We start from the raw sequence: 14,787 nt of genomic DNA, 5'->3' as shown, positions 1-14,787 counted from the left end.
AAGCCCCGCAATTTGCGGGGCTTTCTTCATCATGCATTGCTGCGACAAATTGCGGATCTCCAATCGGCCATTCAGGTGGTAATTTGAGACCAACAAAACGTTGTCGGGGCAATCATGAAACACCATTGCCACACCGCCGGGCATAACACCCTGCCCAGATTGCCTGTACGCACCGATCTCCCATCAAACCTGATCGTGTTTGACGCGACCTGTCTAATGTGTTCTGGCTTTGCCCGTTTTGTGGCTCTGCGCGATAACAAAACAAAATTCAAATTTGTATCCGCACAATCCGAACTTGGCAGAGAACTCTATGTTATTCACGGCCTGGATCCGGATCAAATGGAGACAAGTATTGTCATTCAAGAAGGCCGGGCTTTTGTGAAGATGGCAGCTTTTTGTCAAGCAATGTCAGCCCTTGGTTGGCCTTGGCGACTGTTTAAGGCCCTGAAACTTCTTCCGCCTCCATTCGCCGACTGGTTTTATGACCGTATTGCCCGAAACCGCTACCGAGCGGGCCGTCGCAGTTGTCCGCTTCCCTCCGATGCTTTGAGAAACCGTCTTGTTGACTGATCAAAGCGCTGTGAAACGCATCGTCGTTCTCGGCGGTTATGGTGTTTTCGGTGGTCTGTTAAGCCAGGCTTTGCTCCGTGACAACCAATTTGACGTGGTTGTGGCAGGTCGGACGATTGAAAAAGCTCAAGCGTTTTGCACCTCGATCGGAGGTGGTTCACCTGCTTTTCTGGATCGGGCCGATCCCGCTTTTGGGGATGCGCTTGCGAAATTGGGACCATTTATTACGATAGACGCGGCCGGCCCTTTCCAGCTGTACGGACAAAACCCTTACCAAGTGGCAGAAGCCGTGCTGGAAATTGGCAGTCATTATCTGGATCTCTCTGACGATCCCGGCTTCACGCACGGTATCACCACACTGAATGATCGGGCTGAAACACTCGGATTGGTAGCGCTTTCTGGGGTTTCAATTGTACCTGCACTATCGTCGGCTGCGGTTGACACCCTCCAAGAGGACTTTCGGGAAATTGAACTAATCGAAACAACAATCCTTCCAGGCAACAGGGCACCCCGCGGGCTTTCTGTCATTCGGGCCATACTTAGCCAAATCGGAAGACCGGTCATGGTCACCCGAGGCGGACGATCTACCTATGTCACCGGATGGTCGGGGCTTGAAAAACGAAAAATCACATCAAACTCCACTGCGGATCTCGAACAACGGTGGTCGAGCTTCATCGGCTCGCCGGATCTGGCCCTCTTTCCGAAACAGTATGGGGCCGAGTCCGTATTGTTCCGCGCGGGGCTTGAACTTCCCGTCCTTCATATTGGGCTATACTTACTGTCCTTTCTCGTGCGCCTGAGACTTGTGAAAACTCTGGAACCAGCCTCGAAGACTTTCCAAACGATTGCTGGCTGGTTTGGGCCGTTCGGTTCAGACCGTGGCGGAATGCAGGTATTCCTGCAAGGACCGGGCAAAGACGGCAACAACTTGGAAAGAACTTGGAGCCTGATTGCTGAGGCCGGCGATGGCCCCCACATTCCTGCGGTGGCGGCGAATGTCCTGTGCAAGAAATTGGTAGCTAAGTCCGTTGCGCCTGGTGCCCGGGCCTGCCTTGGCGAGTTCACCCTCAAGGACATAGACACTGCAACGGCGCAGCTCAGTGTTGTTACCAGCATTCAAACCAAGACTTGGAAGCCTCTTTTTGAAAAGGCACTTGGCGCATCGTTTTGGACGCTTCCCAAAGGAGTCAGAGAATTGCACCGTACCTCCGACCAACGCAACTGGGTCGGCAAAGCTGAAATCACACGCGGCGGATCATGGCTGGTTCCAGCGATCTGCGGGATTGCAGGTTTTCCAAAGGAAGCAGCGCAACGTCCTATCGCCGTGACAATAACAGCGTGCGGCGACAAGGAAGTTTGGTGCCGGGACTTTGGCGGACGTGTAATGCGATCCGTTCTGAGTCTGGCGCAAGATCCGGGCGACGGTATTGTTACGGAGCGTTTTGGAGCGGCGGCTTTTGATATTGGGCTGGAAATAAAGAACGGTGCCTTGATGTTCCCTGTTTCCAAGGGCCGGTTGTTCGGAATTCCCATCCCAAAGTGGCTTCTTCCCATCAGCGAGACACAAGAAACATCGGAAGACAACCGCTTCTGTTTTGATGTCAAAGTATCGATACCGTTGATTGGGCCGATTGTCCGGTATCGGGGTTGGCTTGAGCCCGGATAAAACACAAAGAGATAAAGCCCCGCAACTTGCGGGGCTTTGGATTCAAGCAACGGGGTCGATGACCAGCAACAAACGCGGACCGTCTTCCGGTGTGACCTCCGGCGAGCGGTGCAGGATGCCGGTGGTCTCGTCAGTGTCCCAGAGCGTGCCGCGAAAGAGGGCGGCAGCGCCGCGTTTCACCCGCCGGATGCGCTTGGGACCCGCTTCAGAGCCCAAGGGAACATACTCGGTCCCCGATCCGCGATAGGTGCACAACAAACGCGCTGGCACCCGGTCGATGTGAAACTTCGGACACATCACCTCATCGGCCACATCCAACCGCAGCCGGACGTGATCAACGGCAAGGATCTTGGCCATCATGACCGCAAGGGCGCCAATATCGCTCGCCAGAACATCCCGTTCCGGTGACGCCTTGAGACCTGATGTTTCACACGCGGTGATCACGGCAGCTTCAGCAAGGTGAACCGGAACAACGGTTCGAAGGTCAGGCAACTGATCTTTGCCAAGACCATCAATCCACGATTGGAAACCCGGCTCCGGTGTGCGCTGCCAGATCGCAGCCGCAACCCCAGGCGACGCAATTTCGGTCAGGATGTCCGCATCCCGGCCCATGAAGACGTCGGCTGCAACTGAACCGGCTGAAGTTTCAAGCGCAAGGCTCATTCGGCAGCCTCCCGGCGTTGAAACGGCGGGAACGGATCGGCAAGGGATGCAAAAGCCGACAAGTCGTCCCCGGCCTCCGGCGGGATCAGGCAAGCGTCCATTCGCTCCCGCAATTCGGGCCAGTCGATACCTGCGCCAATGATCACGATCTCCTGCCTGCGGTCACCGAATGGCTCTGACCAATGAGAGCGGGCATACGCCTGAACGCGCTCGTCCTGTGGCCATTGCACTGGCGGAACAGACGCCCACCAGGTTCCAAGCGGGCTGATGCTGGACAGCGCGCCGGCCAAAGAAAATTCCAGCACATAATCCGGCCAGCTTGCGATCCAGAAATGTCCCTTGGCGCGGATAACACCCGGCAAAGATCCATTCAAAAGGGCGTGAATTTTGGCAGGATCAAACGGCCGGCGGGCGCGGTAGACATAGGAAGCAACGCCATACTCCTCCGTTTCCGGAACATGGTCGGCAAACCCATAAAGTTCTTTGGCCCACATCGGGTGCTCATGAGCCTTTTCGAAATCGAACAGCCCCGTGTTGAGAATTTCGGACGGCTCTACAACGGAGTAGTCGGTCTCAATGATGCGCGCATCCGCATTGAGGCTGCGGATGATTTTTCGTGCCGCATCCACTTGGCCCGCATTCGCAGCGCTTACCTTGTTGAGCACCACGACATCGGCAAACTCGATCTGATCGGTGAGGAGATGCACGAGGGTCCGCTCGTCCTCTTCGCCGAGCGTTTCCCCCCGGTCACTCAGGAATTCATGGCTGGAGAAGTCCTTCAGAAGGTTCACCGCATCGACAACAGTGACCATCGTGTCGATCCGCGCAACGTCGGAGAGGCTTTCCCCCTCCTCATCGCGGAAGTCGAAAGTCGCCGCTACCGGCAATGGCTCCGAAATGCCGGTCGATTCAATCAAAAGATAGTCGAACCGGCGCTCCTCGGCGATCCGGCGGACCTCCTGCAAGAGGTCGTCACGAAGCGTGCAACAGATGCAGCCATTGGACATTTCGACCAGTGTTTCATCGGTATGGCTGAGTTCCGCACCGCCGGACCGCACCAAATCCGCGTCGATGTTCACCTCGGACATGTCATTGACGATGACAGCCACTTTCAGATTGTCGCGATTGTTCAAAATACGGTTGAGCAACGTGGTTTTGCCTGCGCCCAAAAAGCCGGACAGGATCGTAACGGGCAAACGGATGGCGGACATGAGCTCTCCATTATGTCATGTTGAACTGTAATGTTATTACGTTACATATCTCATATCTCCAATGGGTCGCTGCTGACAAGACAAAACTCCCCAAGCACTCATCCTTCCTCTGGATGGTTGGAAAAGAGTGGTGACGTTTAAACCGACTTGTTGATCTAGGCCGTGTAGACGATGGGCAGATACAGCCGTTGACAATCAGAAACGATCTCCCACCTTACGCAAATGCGTTCAAACACAGGCAAGATTTCCTGAAAGTCACAGCTAAAATACATTCAAAATTTGCACAATTTACCAGCTATGCTCGATTATTTTCAGCTGAATTATTGTTTTCCGCCTAAGGGAAGATACAATCCTTACTAGGCCTCAATTTATAACAAGCGCCGGCCGCTTAGACATGTTCTGGGAAGGACGATGACCCGTGACCCTTACTTCAGACGAAATCACGAAAATCCGCGAAGTAATCAGCAACACCGACAAAACGCTGGAAGAAACGGACTCCGGTTCCCACTATCAAAACACATACACCTATTTCTATGTGCCAAAAGACTTCGGTTCTGCTGCCACCACAACCGACGACACGGGCTTGGGCGCCGTACTGAGACTTGGTGGATACTCGGATTTGGAGGAACCGGAGAATGCAAATCTGGGCAAAAGTCAGGGATCTTTGCACGCTGTCCAGTCCGAGGTTTATCCGACCCAGCATATCTCCGATGAAACCAGTGCCAAAGCCCACCAGAATGCACCAGGCAAACAGACGAATGGCGAAAACAATGAAGTCATAAAGCGGCAAGGGATTTTAATGGCCTGCGACGGGCGCGTGCTTCTGCGGTCCGGCGAAAAGATCTACGTGCATGCAGCGGATCAAATCCATGTCCAGAGTGACGAGAACATTGCCCTTGTCACAGTGAATGGCTCAATAGACAGCACGTCCGGTGACAAGTTTACAGTGAAGGCCACAAAGAAGGTGAGCGTGCGCTCAGGTGTTGGAGACCCTGATACCTACACCGCCAGAGGTGTCAACAACTCAGGAGACAAAGGCATCGAGATCATCGCGAACGATGGAAACTCCGATGTCTATATTGAGGGCAACTCACTCTTCCTGCAGGTCAACGGAACAAGCACAGCCGACATCACCGAAGACAACTCGACCATCATGCGGGCCGACAACTTTGAGGATATTTGGGGCCACAACACATCTATTTTCCGTGGCACGTTTTTTGAATTGTATTTTGGTGCTGGCCTTTCTTACAGAGCCGCAGCGTCGCTAAATGTTGCAACAGCACTCGACGTTAACATTGGTTTGTTTGACGTTGGAATTACCGGAGTGGAAATGACAAAAACCATTCTCGAAGTCAAATCGTCCATGTTCAAGTCAAAAAATGTTGCGGTAGAAGCGGAAACCACCGCAACACGGGCGCGGTCTGATGCCGTTTGCGTGGGCAGTACCGCGACCAAAGCAGAGTCGGAGGTCGTCACTGCAAGTATTGGAAACGTGAAATCGCTGATCGCCTTCTGGGAAGCCAAAATCGCTTCGACGGCGCAGATCTAGCATTTCAAATCCAATCGCCAAGTGTCGTTCGGGTGGGAAAACGGATGGCGGGCCTTCCGGGCAGGGTTTTAGGTGCGAGGCGCAGCTGCGTTTGCAGAAGTCATCAAACTTGAGGCTGACCTCTATACGCCATCATGATCCCAAACAGCGGTGCTGAGAAAACCCAACGAACCCAACCAAAATCCCAGCGACGCTGGTCTGGTTTGAGTTTCTCACCGGGCTTTCTAAACTATGTTTAATTTGTAGCTGGACGCGCCGATGCACACCTATCCAGTCACACGGAAATGGATCCGTTAAACAGGATACGGGAGAGCGTCATGGCCCTGGCAATGGATTGGCCGCAGGCACAAGTCGATGAAGGTTCAGCCAACTCCGCAACAATACTGCCCTTTGAGACGGACGACCTCTCCCCGCAAAACCCCACACAGTCTCTCACGCGATATCAGTACTTCTTTGTTCCTTCGCACCAGAAGGAAGAAGATGATACGGATTGCGTGACCAAGCCGGGAGCATTTCTACGGCTCGGGTCCTATTCGGACATCGAGGAAGAAAGCGCACAGTCGGATAACGGAGTGGCGGCGTATTACCCATCCCGTCACATTGCGAGTGAGGCGGGCGATGGCGTCTACAAGAATGCAGCCGGTCCAAGGGCTGCGCAGAGCTGCGGCATTACAATGGCTTGTGACGGCCGGGTTTTGATCAAGTCCGATGAGAAGTTCTTTGTCGAAACAACCGATCTGGTAGACATCCATTGCGGGAATGAGATTGTCATCACCGCGGATACAGGCCCGATCACCACTGAAACCGGCGATCAATTCTCCGTCGCTGCCACCAAGAAGGTGAGCCTTCACTCAGGCGCTGCTACCAGTGACAACTTTGTCCCGTCCGACAAAAACACCTCGGGCGAAAAAGGCGTCGAAATCATAGCAAACGAGGGGAACTCAAACGCATTCCTGGAAGCAAAAGACATTGTCACACACGCGCATGGATCCAAGACAACCCATGTCGATGGAACGCAAACCAATGTCGTCCGATCCGATACATTGAACGACACGTGGGGCAACGCCAGAACGATCTTTCGCGGCAGCAATCTTTCCCTCTATTTCGCTGGAGGTCTCAGCTACCGGGCGAGTGCCTCCCTAAATGTTTCAACATCCATCGATTTGAACTTCCTGATGACGGATTTCAAATTTACTCTCTGTAAGTTCGAGAAAATCAAATGGGGCGTCGATTTAAAGGATGTTGTCTTCAAGACCAGAACACTAGAGTCAAACCTGACGCAACTCAGTAACGAGTTCAAAAACCTTTCGACGAGCACGGTATTCTACGAGATCGACCTTAATATGTTGAATTCTCAGACCAATCAAATTTCTACGGAAATGGGGAATATGAAGGCGTCCATAATGTCACAATTGAACATTCAGCTCTGACAGCGAAGCTTCGGTGCAGAGCTCAGCCGGCATGCGCCGCTCTGCCCCGTGACAGAATAAACAGCCCAGAAAAGACGATCACCGCACAGCCAAGCAAGGTCTGAGCATCCAGATGCTCACCGAAAAAGACCACGCCGAGGCCGACGCCGAACAAGAGGCGGGAATAGCGGAAGGGCGTGACGATCGAAACGTCTCCGGTGCGCATGGCCAGCATCAAACTGCTGTAGGCAAAAACACCTGAGAAAACCGCAAAAGCCACATAGGTACCGCTCGGCCTGTCCGGCCAAACAAGCCCCTCGCCGGCCCATATTGAATAGCACACACCGGCGATGATCAACGTGATGAAGCCATAAAACCCGAGAAGCGCTGTGCTCAGTGACTTCGGCGCTGCTCGGCTAGCGAGATCCCGGCCTGCAAACCCCAGCATTCCAATGAACGCCAGCATCGACAGCGGCGTGAAACTGTCCGCGCCCGGCCGTAACACGATCAGGACACCAATCAGACCGATGATGATCGCGGCCCAACGGCGCCAGCCAACCCGCTCGCCAAAGAAGATCATGGCCCCAAGTACGACAAAGATCGGTGTGGCCTGCAGGATCACCGTCGTGGATGACAGGGGGGTCAGGGCCAGCGCCAGGACGTAAAACAGGCGCCCGGTCAGCTCAAAGACGAATCGCACCCCCATGACCGGTGTGAAGACATCGCGCGGGACCAATGCCTCACCGCGTTTCAGGGCCAAACCGCCAAAAACAACGGCACCGCCGAATCCAAACAGTATCAGAATTTCACCAACCGGCAGAACCACCGATGCGGCTTTCAGGAACATGTCCTCAACGGCAAACAATGCCATTGCAAGGATCATGAACAGACTGCCGCGCAAATTGGCCGACATGGGTGCGGAAAGACTGTTTGCCGACACGATCTGAAACCTTTGAATCTATGAAGCAAAAAAAATTGGTAAGGCTTTTCGTTCTATCGGCTTTTTCAAGGACAAGCCAGACTTGCAGACCCGTGAGCCTGCGGCATAATTCCTCGCTCAAACATTGTCACTAGGGACAATATCTTGTTTGACTTCAATGACTTTTGGAACAATCTTTCGCAAAAGTCATAACGAGTTGACTCAATCTGCCAACCACCTCAACCAGGTTATCGTCTCATGAGTGCCGTCTCGCGCCTGTCCGTCAATGTCAACGCTGTTGCCATGCTGCGCAACCGCCGTGATCTGCCTTGGCCCAGTGTTGCCGGTCTGGCGGCCATCGCCATGGAAGCTGGCGCAAAGGGCATCACCGTGCACCCACGCCCGGACGAGCGCCATATCCGCAAGACGGACGTCTTCGAGCTTGCCGAACTGATCGAAGAGCGCTTCCCAAACAAGGAGTTGTGCCTGGAAGGGTATCCATCACCGGACTTCATGAAGCTTGTGGAGGAAGCCCGGCCGGAACAAGTGCTATTCGTGCCGGACGACCCAGACCAAACCACTTCGGACCACGGCTGGGATTTTTCCAAGGACATTGGTCTCCTGGAAACCGCTATTGCAGCCGCAAAAGAATGGGCGGTGACCGTTTCCCTCTTCTGCAATCCAGATCCGGCAGATCCGGATCATGCCGCTCGCATCGGCGCAGAACGGATTGAGATTTATACCGGTCCTTATGGTGCCTGTTATGACACACCAGACCTCGCCGCCAAGGAACTGGACAAGATTGCTGCAACCGCCAAAGCAGCCAAGGCTGCCGGTCTTGGTGTCAACGCGGGACACGATCTGACAGTCGAGAATATCCCGGCTCTGTTGCAGCGGGCACCGTTCATCCGCGAGATGTCGATCGGTCACGGGTTTACCGCAGACGCCCTCGTCTACGGCTTTGCGGAGAGCGTCAGACGATTCCGCACGGCCATGGGCGAGCTTTGATGTCTTCGGATGATTTGGTGCGGCAAGTTGCGTTCCTGCTGGAAACCGACAAGCTGAAAGATGTCATCCGGCTCAATCTGGTCTCAGATGGCAGCCGGCGCGAGACGACCGCCGAGCATTGCTGGCACGTCATCCTGCAGACCTTGACCCTTGCAGAACACGCGGAACCAGGGACCAACATTCATCATGTCCTGAAGCTATTGGCGGTTCATGATCTGGTCGAGATTGACGCTGGCGATCACTGGGTGACGGAAGACAACCACCAGGCCATCGCCATTCAGGAACAGGCCGCCGCGGAAAAGATCTTCGCCTTGCTGCCGAGCCAACAGTCGCATGATTTCAAGGCGTTGTGGCACGAGTTTGAAGCCAACGAGACCAAAGAAGCTCGTTTTGCCAATGCGATGGATGTGCTGCATCCGATGCTGCTTGTCTTCGCATCAGAGCAGGACACGCCGGTTCATGAGCCCATGTCCGTTGACGACATCCGGAAGAAAAAGGAAGCAAAACTTGCTCCCTTTCCTGCCCTTTGGGCTTATGCCCAGTCCCTCCTCGACCGCGCCGTTCAGGCAGGTCACCTGACACCCTGAGCCATCCGCGTTTGGGCCCTGTCCCGATTAAAGAAAGAGATTTCAGATGCCATTTGAACTGTGGCTTATGTTCGTTGCCGTTTCACTTTTGCCGGCAATCAGTCCCGGCCCCGCCGTCATGCTGGCAATTTCCAACACCCTGCGGTTTGGCCGCAACGCCACACTCGCTTCAGCGACCGGGAACATGATGGGCCTGATCGTGATCGGCTACGCGGTCGCTTTCGGTTTTGGCGCGCTGATGGCGGCCTCTGCCGTTGCCTTCACAGTTCTGAAAATCATAGGTGCGGTCTATCTGGTCTTCCTTGGCATCAAAATCCTGCGAGACGGGTCCAGCTTTCAAGTGCAGGACGGCGCTCTCACGCCGCGCAAAAGCCCGATGAAGCTGTTCCTTGAGGCGTTTTTCGTCTCTGTCACAAACCCCAAGGCAATTCTGGTAATCACCGCACTGTTCCCTCAATTCATGTCCAAAGGCGGCATTAATCTCGCCGAGATCACCATTCTGTCGGTCACCTATGCGGCTCTGTGTTTTGCCAATCACGCGGCCATCGCCTTCGCTGGAGGTCATATGCGCCAGTTCCTGACATCTGCCCGGCGCGTGCGTTGGGTCCGCCGGATCACCGGCGGCTTGTTTGTTGGGTGCGGAGCAGCACTCGCAACCGCCAGCAGATAGAGTCGTTAGGAGCGGTATTATTCACCTTCAATCGACCGCATAGTGGCTGTTGTGCGCTGGCTTCAAAGCGTCTCCGTGTGTGCGGTATGTTTCAGCCAATTGACCACCACGTCAGCCGTTTCCGCATTCTTGGATCTACCGGAAAGAACAGCGTAATAGGCATCCGGCGGCCGGTACGCTGGTAGGCTTACCGGCACCAACAGGCCCTTGGCCACCTGGTCCCCGGTGATCGACCGCCAGCCGAGCATGATACCGTGACCGGAGAGCGCTGCCTGTGTTGCCTGGACATAGTTAGAAAACCTCAATCCCTTCGCAGATCCATTGGCCTTTTGACTCGTCCTGAAAAAATATTGCGGCCAGGAAATCCAGCGCTTGTCGGCCACCTCGACATGGATCAGGAAGGCGGACGCAAGGCTCCCGCCTTCCTCACTGATCCGCGCTGCTAGCCCCGGCGCACAGACCGGCTCGACACGCTCTTCAAAAAGAAGATGCACGGTGCCATCTGTCCAACTGCCATCTCCGTAGCGCATGGCAATGTCCGTGCCCGGTCCGAGGGCAGGCACTTCATGCGGGATAGTTTGGACATTGACGACGATGTCTGGATGATCGCGGTAAAAGGCCTCAAGCCTCGGCATCAGCCAATAGGTGGCAAATCCCATGGTGCAAGCAACGGTGACCGTGTTTGCCGCCGATTCGAGAGCTTGAATGTCGGTGAGCGCCTCCACAAGCCTCTCACGATTGTCCTGAACCGCCTTCAGTAGAATCTGGCCGGCTTCGGTTAGGCTCGCAGGGCGTGTACTTCTGTCGAACAGTGATGTCCCGATGTGGTTCTCTAGATGGCGCAGCGCCTGACTGACCGCAGGCAGCGAAACATTGAGCTCTTGCGCCGCGTGTTTGACCCCGCCCATCCGGTCGACGATTTCAAACACACGCAGGAGACGGGGTGGCGGCAAGCGGTCCATTCGCTATCAAGTTAATCCGTAACTTAACTCAAGTTCGTTTTTTATGATCTTTTCAAATCAGTTCTGCAAGCGCAATTTTCTTCTAACTGGCTGGATGAGAACATGGGTTTTCATTTCCAGTCGTGGAAGCCACTACGCATTGCGCGATTAATTTATAGGAACGAAAAATGCTCGGGACGGGTGAAGAAGGCGTGCTTCTGCGCGAAAAGGGACTGGATGTGCCATTGCCGGACGGACGCCTCGCTTATTTCAATTACTATTGGCTGAAGGACAATGAGCCGGCTTCCTTCGATCCCGAAACACGGGAACGGGTCAATGATATCTTCGCGCTTGCAGAAGAACCGAAAGCGCAAACTGCGGCCATTGCCGGTGATCACCTAGAAATCCAGTGGCAGGGAGCTGAGCACCGCTCAGCGATCCCGATGGCGCAGCTTGTGCAATATGCCAAAGCCCAACAGCGCCCCGACCCGGCCAATCTGCCGAGAAAATCCTGGTTTGCAGATCATTATGCAAACATGGCCCGGTTTGAATACGGATCAGTCGCATCAGACGCTGATGCGCGCAAGACCTGGGCCGGAGCGATGCTGACTGATGGCGTTTCGCTGATCACCGGCATGCCGAATACGGATGCAGGGCTGACTGATCTGGCTGGCCTGCTCGGATATGTACGGCCGAGCTATTTCGGCCATACGTTCGAGGTGAAGACGCATATCAAGCCTACAAATCTCGCCTTTACGTCCAAGGCCCTGCCGCTGCACACGGATCTGCCATCGGAAGAGTTCGCGCCGGGTATCCAGTATCTCCACTGCCGGGCGAACTCGGTTGAGGGCGGCGACAGCATTTTTGTCGACGGTCTGGCGGTTGCCGAGGATTTCCGGGCTGCCTACCCGGACGACTTCAAGCTGCTGGTGGAAACCGATATTCCCTATTACTGCGAGCACGACACGTTCGACATGCGCGCCCGTCAGCATGTGATTGAGCTCGACGACTACGGAAACATTTCCGGTGTCACGATCAGCCAGCACCACGAAGATATTTTCGACCTGCCGCAAGAAGCATTGGACGCCTACTATCCCGCCTTTTGCCGGTTTGGACGGATGATGCGCGACGAGAAATACGTGATGCGGTTCCGTTTGAATGCCGGTGAATGTATCGTCTTTGACAATCACCGGATCGTTCACGGGCGTGTTGCTTACTCGGCGACCAGCGGGGAGCGTCATTTGCGGGGGTGCTACACCGACCGGGGAGAGCTGCGGTCAACCTACAGGATCCTATCCGGAGAAGGACGGTTCAAATGAGCGTGGTGACACCCCTGACCCCAAGCGCTGATCAACAATCGGAACAAAGACTGCGGGAAGACCTGGCAGCGGCCTTCCGGCTGGCGGTGGAGTTCGGCTGGCACGAAGGCGTCGGCAATCACTTTAGTGCAGCCGTCTCGGAAGACGGTACGAAATTTCTGATGAACCGGAAATGGCGGCACTTTTCCGAAGTGACAGCCAGCAATCTCCAGCTTCTGGATGCCAATGACGACAGCATCGTGGAAACGCCAGACGCACCGGACCCGAGCGCATGGTGCATTCACGGGACGGTGCACCGGCTCAACCCGGCGGTGAAAGTGCTGTTTCACGTCCATCCTCCAAACGCGACAGCGCTGGCAACGCTACAAGATCCGTCGATGAAGCCGATCGATCTCAACACGGCCCGCTTCTTCGGCAAGGTTGCTGTTGATCTCGGCTTTGGCGGCATGGCGGATGAGGCTGAAGAAGGACGGCGGATTGCCGAGACGCTCGGCAACAAACCGATCCTGATAATGGGCAATCACGGCGTTTCGGTTGCTGCCGAAACGATCGCGGAGGCCTTCGATCATCTCTATTACTTCGAGCGGGCAGCCGGAACCTTGCTGACAGCCTATGCGACCGGTCAGCCGCTGGCGGTGATGTCGGACAATCTGGCCGCCAAGACGGCAGCCGAGTGGGAGCCTTACAAGGGCATGGGACACGCTCATTTCGATTATCTGAAGCGCCAGCTCGATAAAAATCAGCCGGACTACCGCGATTGAAAACAAGTCTTTAGCAGGCCGGGACTGCTGAAATCCGGCCTGTAGTAGTCGCCTAGTACCCGCTGCCTCGCTTTGCAGGCTAGCCTTTGTCCATCCGCAATTCTTCAACGGGAGGACGAAGCATGAGCGCACAGAAAATCCTGATGATCACCGGTGATTTCACCGAAGACTATGAAACTATGGTGCCGTTCCAGGCGCTTTTGGCGATGGGCTATGAAGTGGACGCCGTTTGCCCGGGCAAAAAGGCTGGCGAAAGCGTTGCCACCTGCATCCATGATTTTGAGGGCGACCAAACTTACACGGAAAAACGCGGCCACAATTTCACGCTGAATGCAACCTTCGCCGATATCAATCCGGCCGATTACGACGCTCTTGTGATCCCGGGTGGCCGGGCACCGGAATATCTGCGGCTGGACGGTGCGGTCCTTGAGGCCGTGTCCCATTTCATGAGCGAGAACAAGCCGGTCGCCGCAATTTGCCATGGCGCCCAGATCCTTACAGCGGCGAAGGTCATCGAGGGCCGGACAGTGTCAGCCTATCCGGCCTGCCGCCCGGAAGTTGAGCTTGCTGGCGCGACTTATGCGGACATTGCTGTTGATGCGGCGGTCACCGACGGCAATCTCGTCACCGCGCCCGCCTGGCCGGCACATCCGGCTTGGATTGCCCAATTCCACAAGGTGTTGAGCAGCGCTCAGCAGGGCTCTCTCGCAGCCTGACGATGTAAACAACCGGTCCGGGCACCAAATTGAATCGCCCGGGCCGGTATCATGGTCGAGCAGACCAAACTGTGGCGAAGAGCTCTTGAATTGACCTTCTGAACGGGTACTTTGAGGTGATGGAGGAAACACCGCGATGTGCAAACTGTTTATCGATGCCGATGTAAATCTCTGGCAAAGCACGACAAAATCACTGCGCATCGACGGCATGGTCACATCCGTGCGGTTGGAAACCTTCTTCTGGAACGTTCTTGATGAAATCGCGGCGCGCGACGGTATGAATGTTGTGCAGTTGATTACCAAGCTGCATCACGAAAGCATTGATGCCGGTCACGACCTTGGCAATTTCACCTCTTTCCTCAGGGTCTGCTGCGGCCGCTACATGGCTCTGCAGCTCGCCGGAGATGTGCCCACAGACACACGCGTTCCGATTGCAGGCCTTGACGCCGATGGCATTCTGGAGGCAGAGGAACGCCGCGTTCATTGAGGTCCAAGCGCAGCTGCCATGCCGGTGCTTGGGGCAATGCGTGACTGCGTAAAGGCCCGGACCACAGGGCCTCAGGCGCGCGTTCATGCAACCCAAGACCCGAACCCACTAAAGCGAGGCACTCACGTGTGTAGTATTCTGTTACTACCCGCACCCCCTAATCCCCTGATAGGACAATGCATTCATTGTTGACGTTAGGTCTCCCACCGATTCTTGCCGGTGATGAAGCCTGGCGGCAATTCAAGAACCTTGCCGATCCTGTCTTCCTTTCTTTACCCACCAAACAAGAAGTTGGCAGGTTTCCGGTTCCC

The 14,787-nt window shown here is 55.1% G+C and carries 15 protein-coding genes; 11 read left to right on the top strand and 4 right to left on the bottom strand.

Annotation, left to right across the window (positions count from 1 at the left end):
- The first annotated feature begins 114 nt into the window (after positions 1-114).
- Both SADFL11_RS00320 and SADFL11_RS00315 read left to right on the top strand, forming a co-directional pair.
- The gene (locus SADFL11_RS00320) at positions 115-570 is read left to right on the top strand and encodes a thiol-disulfide oxidoreductase DCC family protein (protein ID WP_081450482.1); all 456 of its coding nucleotides are present in this window, start codon (positions 115-117) and stop codon (positions 568-570) included.
- Positions 560-2,236: a saccharopine dehydrogenase family protein gene (locus tag SADFL11_RS00315; protein ID WP_209002701.1), complete on the top strand. Its 1,677-nt coding sequence runs from the start codon at positions 560-562 to the stop codon at positions 2,234-2,236. Before SADFL11_RS00320 ends, SADFL11_RS00315 begins: the two co-directional genes overlap by 11 nt.
- A 42-nt stretch (positions 2,237-2,278) precedes the next feature.
- Here SADFL11_RS00315 and SADFL11_RS00310 read toward each other — a convergent pair whose 3' ends face one another.
- Together SADFL11_RS00310 and SADFL11_RS00305 are read right to left on the bottom strand one after the other, a co-directional pair.
- Positions 2,279-2,899: a DUF1826 domain-containing protein gene (locus SADFL11_RS00310; protein WP_008194469.1), complete on the bottom strand. Its 621-nt coding sequence runs from the start codon at positions 2,897-2,899 to the stop codon at positions 2,279-2,281.
- Positions 2,896-4,110, bottom strand: a complete 1,215-nt coding sequence (locus SADFL11_RS00305) for a GTP-binding protein (protein WP_008192547.1) — start codon at positions 4,108-4,110, stop codon at positions 2,896-2,898. The genes SADFL11_RS00310 and SADFL11_RS00305 overlap by 4 nt, the downstream gene beginning before the upstream one ends.
- A 418-nt stretch (positions 4,111-4,528) precedes the next feature.
- Here SADFL11_RS00305 and SADFL11_RS00300 point away from each other — a divergent pair, with 418 nt between their 5' ends.
- Both SADFL11_RS00300 and SADFL11_RS00295 read left to right on the top strand, forming a co-directional pair.
- Positions 4,529-5,659, top strand: a complete 1,131-nt coding sequence (locus tag SADFL11_RS00300; protein ID WP_008194132.1) for a hypothetical protein — start codon at positions 4,529-4,531, stop codon at positions 5,657-5,659.
- Between the two features lie 317 nt (positions 5,660-5,976).
- A complete protein-coding gene (locus tag SADFL11_RS00295) occupies positions 5,977-7,089 on the top strand; it encodes a hypothetical protein (protein ID WP_040450847.1) in 1,113 nt (370 codons plus the stop codon).
- 22 nt (positions 7,090-7,111) lie between these two features.
- On the opposite strand, the gene SADFL11_RS00290 is transcribed toward SADFL11_RS00295, so the two are convergent.
- The gene (locus SADFL11_RS00290) at positions 7,112-8,008 is read right to left on the bottom strand and encodes a DMT family transporter (protein WP_008191778.1); all 897 of its coding nucleotides are present in this window, start codon (positions 8,006-8,008) and stop codon (positions 7,112-7,114) included.
- Between the two features lie 237 nt (positions 8,009-8,245).
- On the opposite strand from SADFL11_RS00290, the gene SADFL11_RS00285 reads away from it, so the two are divergent.
- From SADFL11_RS00285 to SADFL11_RS00275, 3 genes are read left to right on the top strand one after another with little or no spacing between them, the layout of a single operon-like run.
- Entirely contained in the window at positions 8,246-8,995 is a 750-nt protein-coding gene (locus tag SADFL11_RS00285) for a pyridoxine 5'-phosphate synthase (RefSeq protein WP_008192329.1), read from the top strand.
- Positions 8,995-9,582, top strand: coding sequence for an HD domain-containing protein (locus SADFL11_RS00280; protein WP_040450849.1), 588 nt, complete (start codon positions 8,995-8,997; stop codon positions 9,580-9,582). The genes SADFL11_RS00285 and SADFL11_RS00280 overlap by 1 nt, the downstream gene beginning before the upstream one ends.
- A 46-nt stretch (positions 9,583-9,628) precedes the next feature.
- The gene (locus SADFL11_RS00275) at positions 9,629-10,252 is read left to right on the top strand and encodes a LysE family translocator (RefSeq protein ID WP_040450850.1); all 624 of its coding nucleotides are present in this window, start codon (positions 9,629-9,631) and stop codon (positions 10,250-10,252) included.
- A 62-nt stretch (positions 10,253-10,314) separates the two neighbouring features.
- Here SADFL11_RS00275 and SADFL11_RS00270 read toward each other — a convergent pair whose 3' ends face one another.
- Entirely contained in the window at positions 10,315-11,214 is a 900-nt protein-coding gene (locus tag SADFL11_RS00270) for a LysR substrate-binding domain-containing protein (protein WP_008191790.1), read from the bottom strand.
- Between the two features lie 167 nt (positions 11,215-11,381).
- Here SADFL11_RS00270 and SADFL11_RS00265 point away from each other — a divergent pair, with 167 nt between their 5' ends.
- The 4 genes from SADFL11_RS00265 (at position 11,382) to SADFL11_RS00250 (ending at position 14,476) form a co-directional block, all read left to right on the top strand.
- The gene (locus SADFL11_RS00265; RefSeq protein ID WP_008189084.1) at positions 11,382-12,512 is read left to right on the top strand and encodes a TauD/TfdA family dioxygenase; all 1,131 of its coding nucleotides are present in this window, start codon (positions 11,382-11,384) and stop codon (positions 12,510-12,512) included.
- Positions 12,509-13,273, top strand: coding sequence for a class II aldolase/adducin family protein (locus SADFL11_RS00260; protein WP_040450851.1), 765 nt, complete (start codon positions 12,509-12,511; stop codon positions 13,271-13,273). Before SADFL11_RS00265 ends, SADFL11_RS00260 begins: the two co-directional genes overlap by 4 nt.
- 122 nt (positions 13,274-13,395) lie before the next feature.
- The gene (locus SADFL11_RS00255) at positions 13,396-13,989 is read left to right on the top strand and encodes a DJ-1/PfpI family protein (protein WP_040450852.1); all 594 of its coding nucleotides are present in this window, start codon (positions 13,396-13,398) and stop codon (positions 13,987-13,989) included.
- 136 nt (positions 13,990-14,125) lie between these two features.
- Entirely contained in the window at positions 14,126-14,476 is a 351-nt protein-coding gene (locus SADFL11_RS00250; RefSeq protein ID WP_008192966.1) for a ribbon-helix-helix domain-containing protein, read from the top strand.
- The last annotated feature ends 311 nt before the right edge of the window (positions 14,477-14,787 follow it).

Origin of the sequence: Roseibium alexandrii DFL-11, from assembly GCF_000158095.2 — a bacterium.
In the GTDB taxonomy this organism is placed as follows: domain Bacteria; phylum Pseudomonadota; class Alphaproteobacteria; order Rhizobiales; family Stappiaceae; genus Roseibium; species Roseibium alexandrii.
This window is presented reverse-complemented; position numbering and strand designations above follow the sequence as displayed.

Excerpts from the sequence above, each read along its gene's own strand:
- SADFL11_RS00310 (WP_008194469.1), bottom strand. The coding sequence starts at position 2,899 with ATGAGCCTTGCGCTTGAAACTTCAGCCGGTTCAGTTGCAGCCGACGTC.
- SADFL11_RS00260 (WP_040450851.1), top strand. The coding sequence starts at position 12,509 with ATGAGCGTGGTGACACCCCTGACCCCAAGCGCTGATCAACAATCGGAA.
- SADFL11_RS00295 (WP_040450847.1), top strand. The coding sequence starts at position 5,977 with ATGGCCCTGGCAATGGATTGGCCGCAGGCACAAGTCGATGAAGGTTCA.
- SADFL11_RS00275 (WP_040450850.1), top strand. The coding sequence starts at position 9,629 with ATGCCATTTGAACTGTGGCTTATGTTCGTTGCCGTTTCACTTTTGCCG.
- SADFL11_RS00270 (WP_008191790.1), bottom strand. The coding sequence starts at position 11,214 with ATGGACCGCTTGCCGCCACCCCGTCTCCTGCGTGTGTTTGAAATCGTC.
- SADFL11_RS00320 (WP_081450482.1), top strand. The coding sequence starts at position 115 with ATGAAACACCATTGCCACACCGCCGGGCATAACACCCTGCCCAGATTG.
- SADFL11_RS00255 (WP_040450852.1), top strand. The coding sequence starts at position 13,396 with ATGAGCGCACAGAAAATCCTGATGATCACCGGTGATTTCACCGAAGAC.
- SADFL11_RS00250 (WP_008192966.1), top strand. The coding sequence starts at position 14,126 with ATGTGCAAACTGTTTATCGATGCCGATGTAAATCTCTGGCAAAGCACG.
- SADFL11_RS00265 (WP_008189084.1), top strand. The coding sequence starts at position 11,382 with ATGCTCGGGACGGGTGAAGAAGGCGTGCTTCTGCGCGAAAAGGGACTG.
- SADFL11_RS00280 (WP_040450849.1), top strand. The coding sequence starts at position 8,995 with ATGTCTTCGGATGATTTGGTGCGGCAAGTTGCGTTCCTGCTGGAAACC.
- SADFL11_RS00305 (WP_008192547.1), bottom strand. The coding sequence starts at position 4,110 with ATGTCCGCCATCCGTTTGCCCGTTACGATCCTGTCCGGCTTTTTGGGC.
- SADFL11_RS00285 (WP_008192329.1), top strand. The coding sequence starts at position 8,246 with ATGAGTGCCGTCTCGCGCCTGTCCGTCAATGTCAACGCTGTTGCCATG.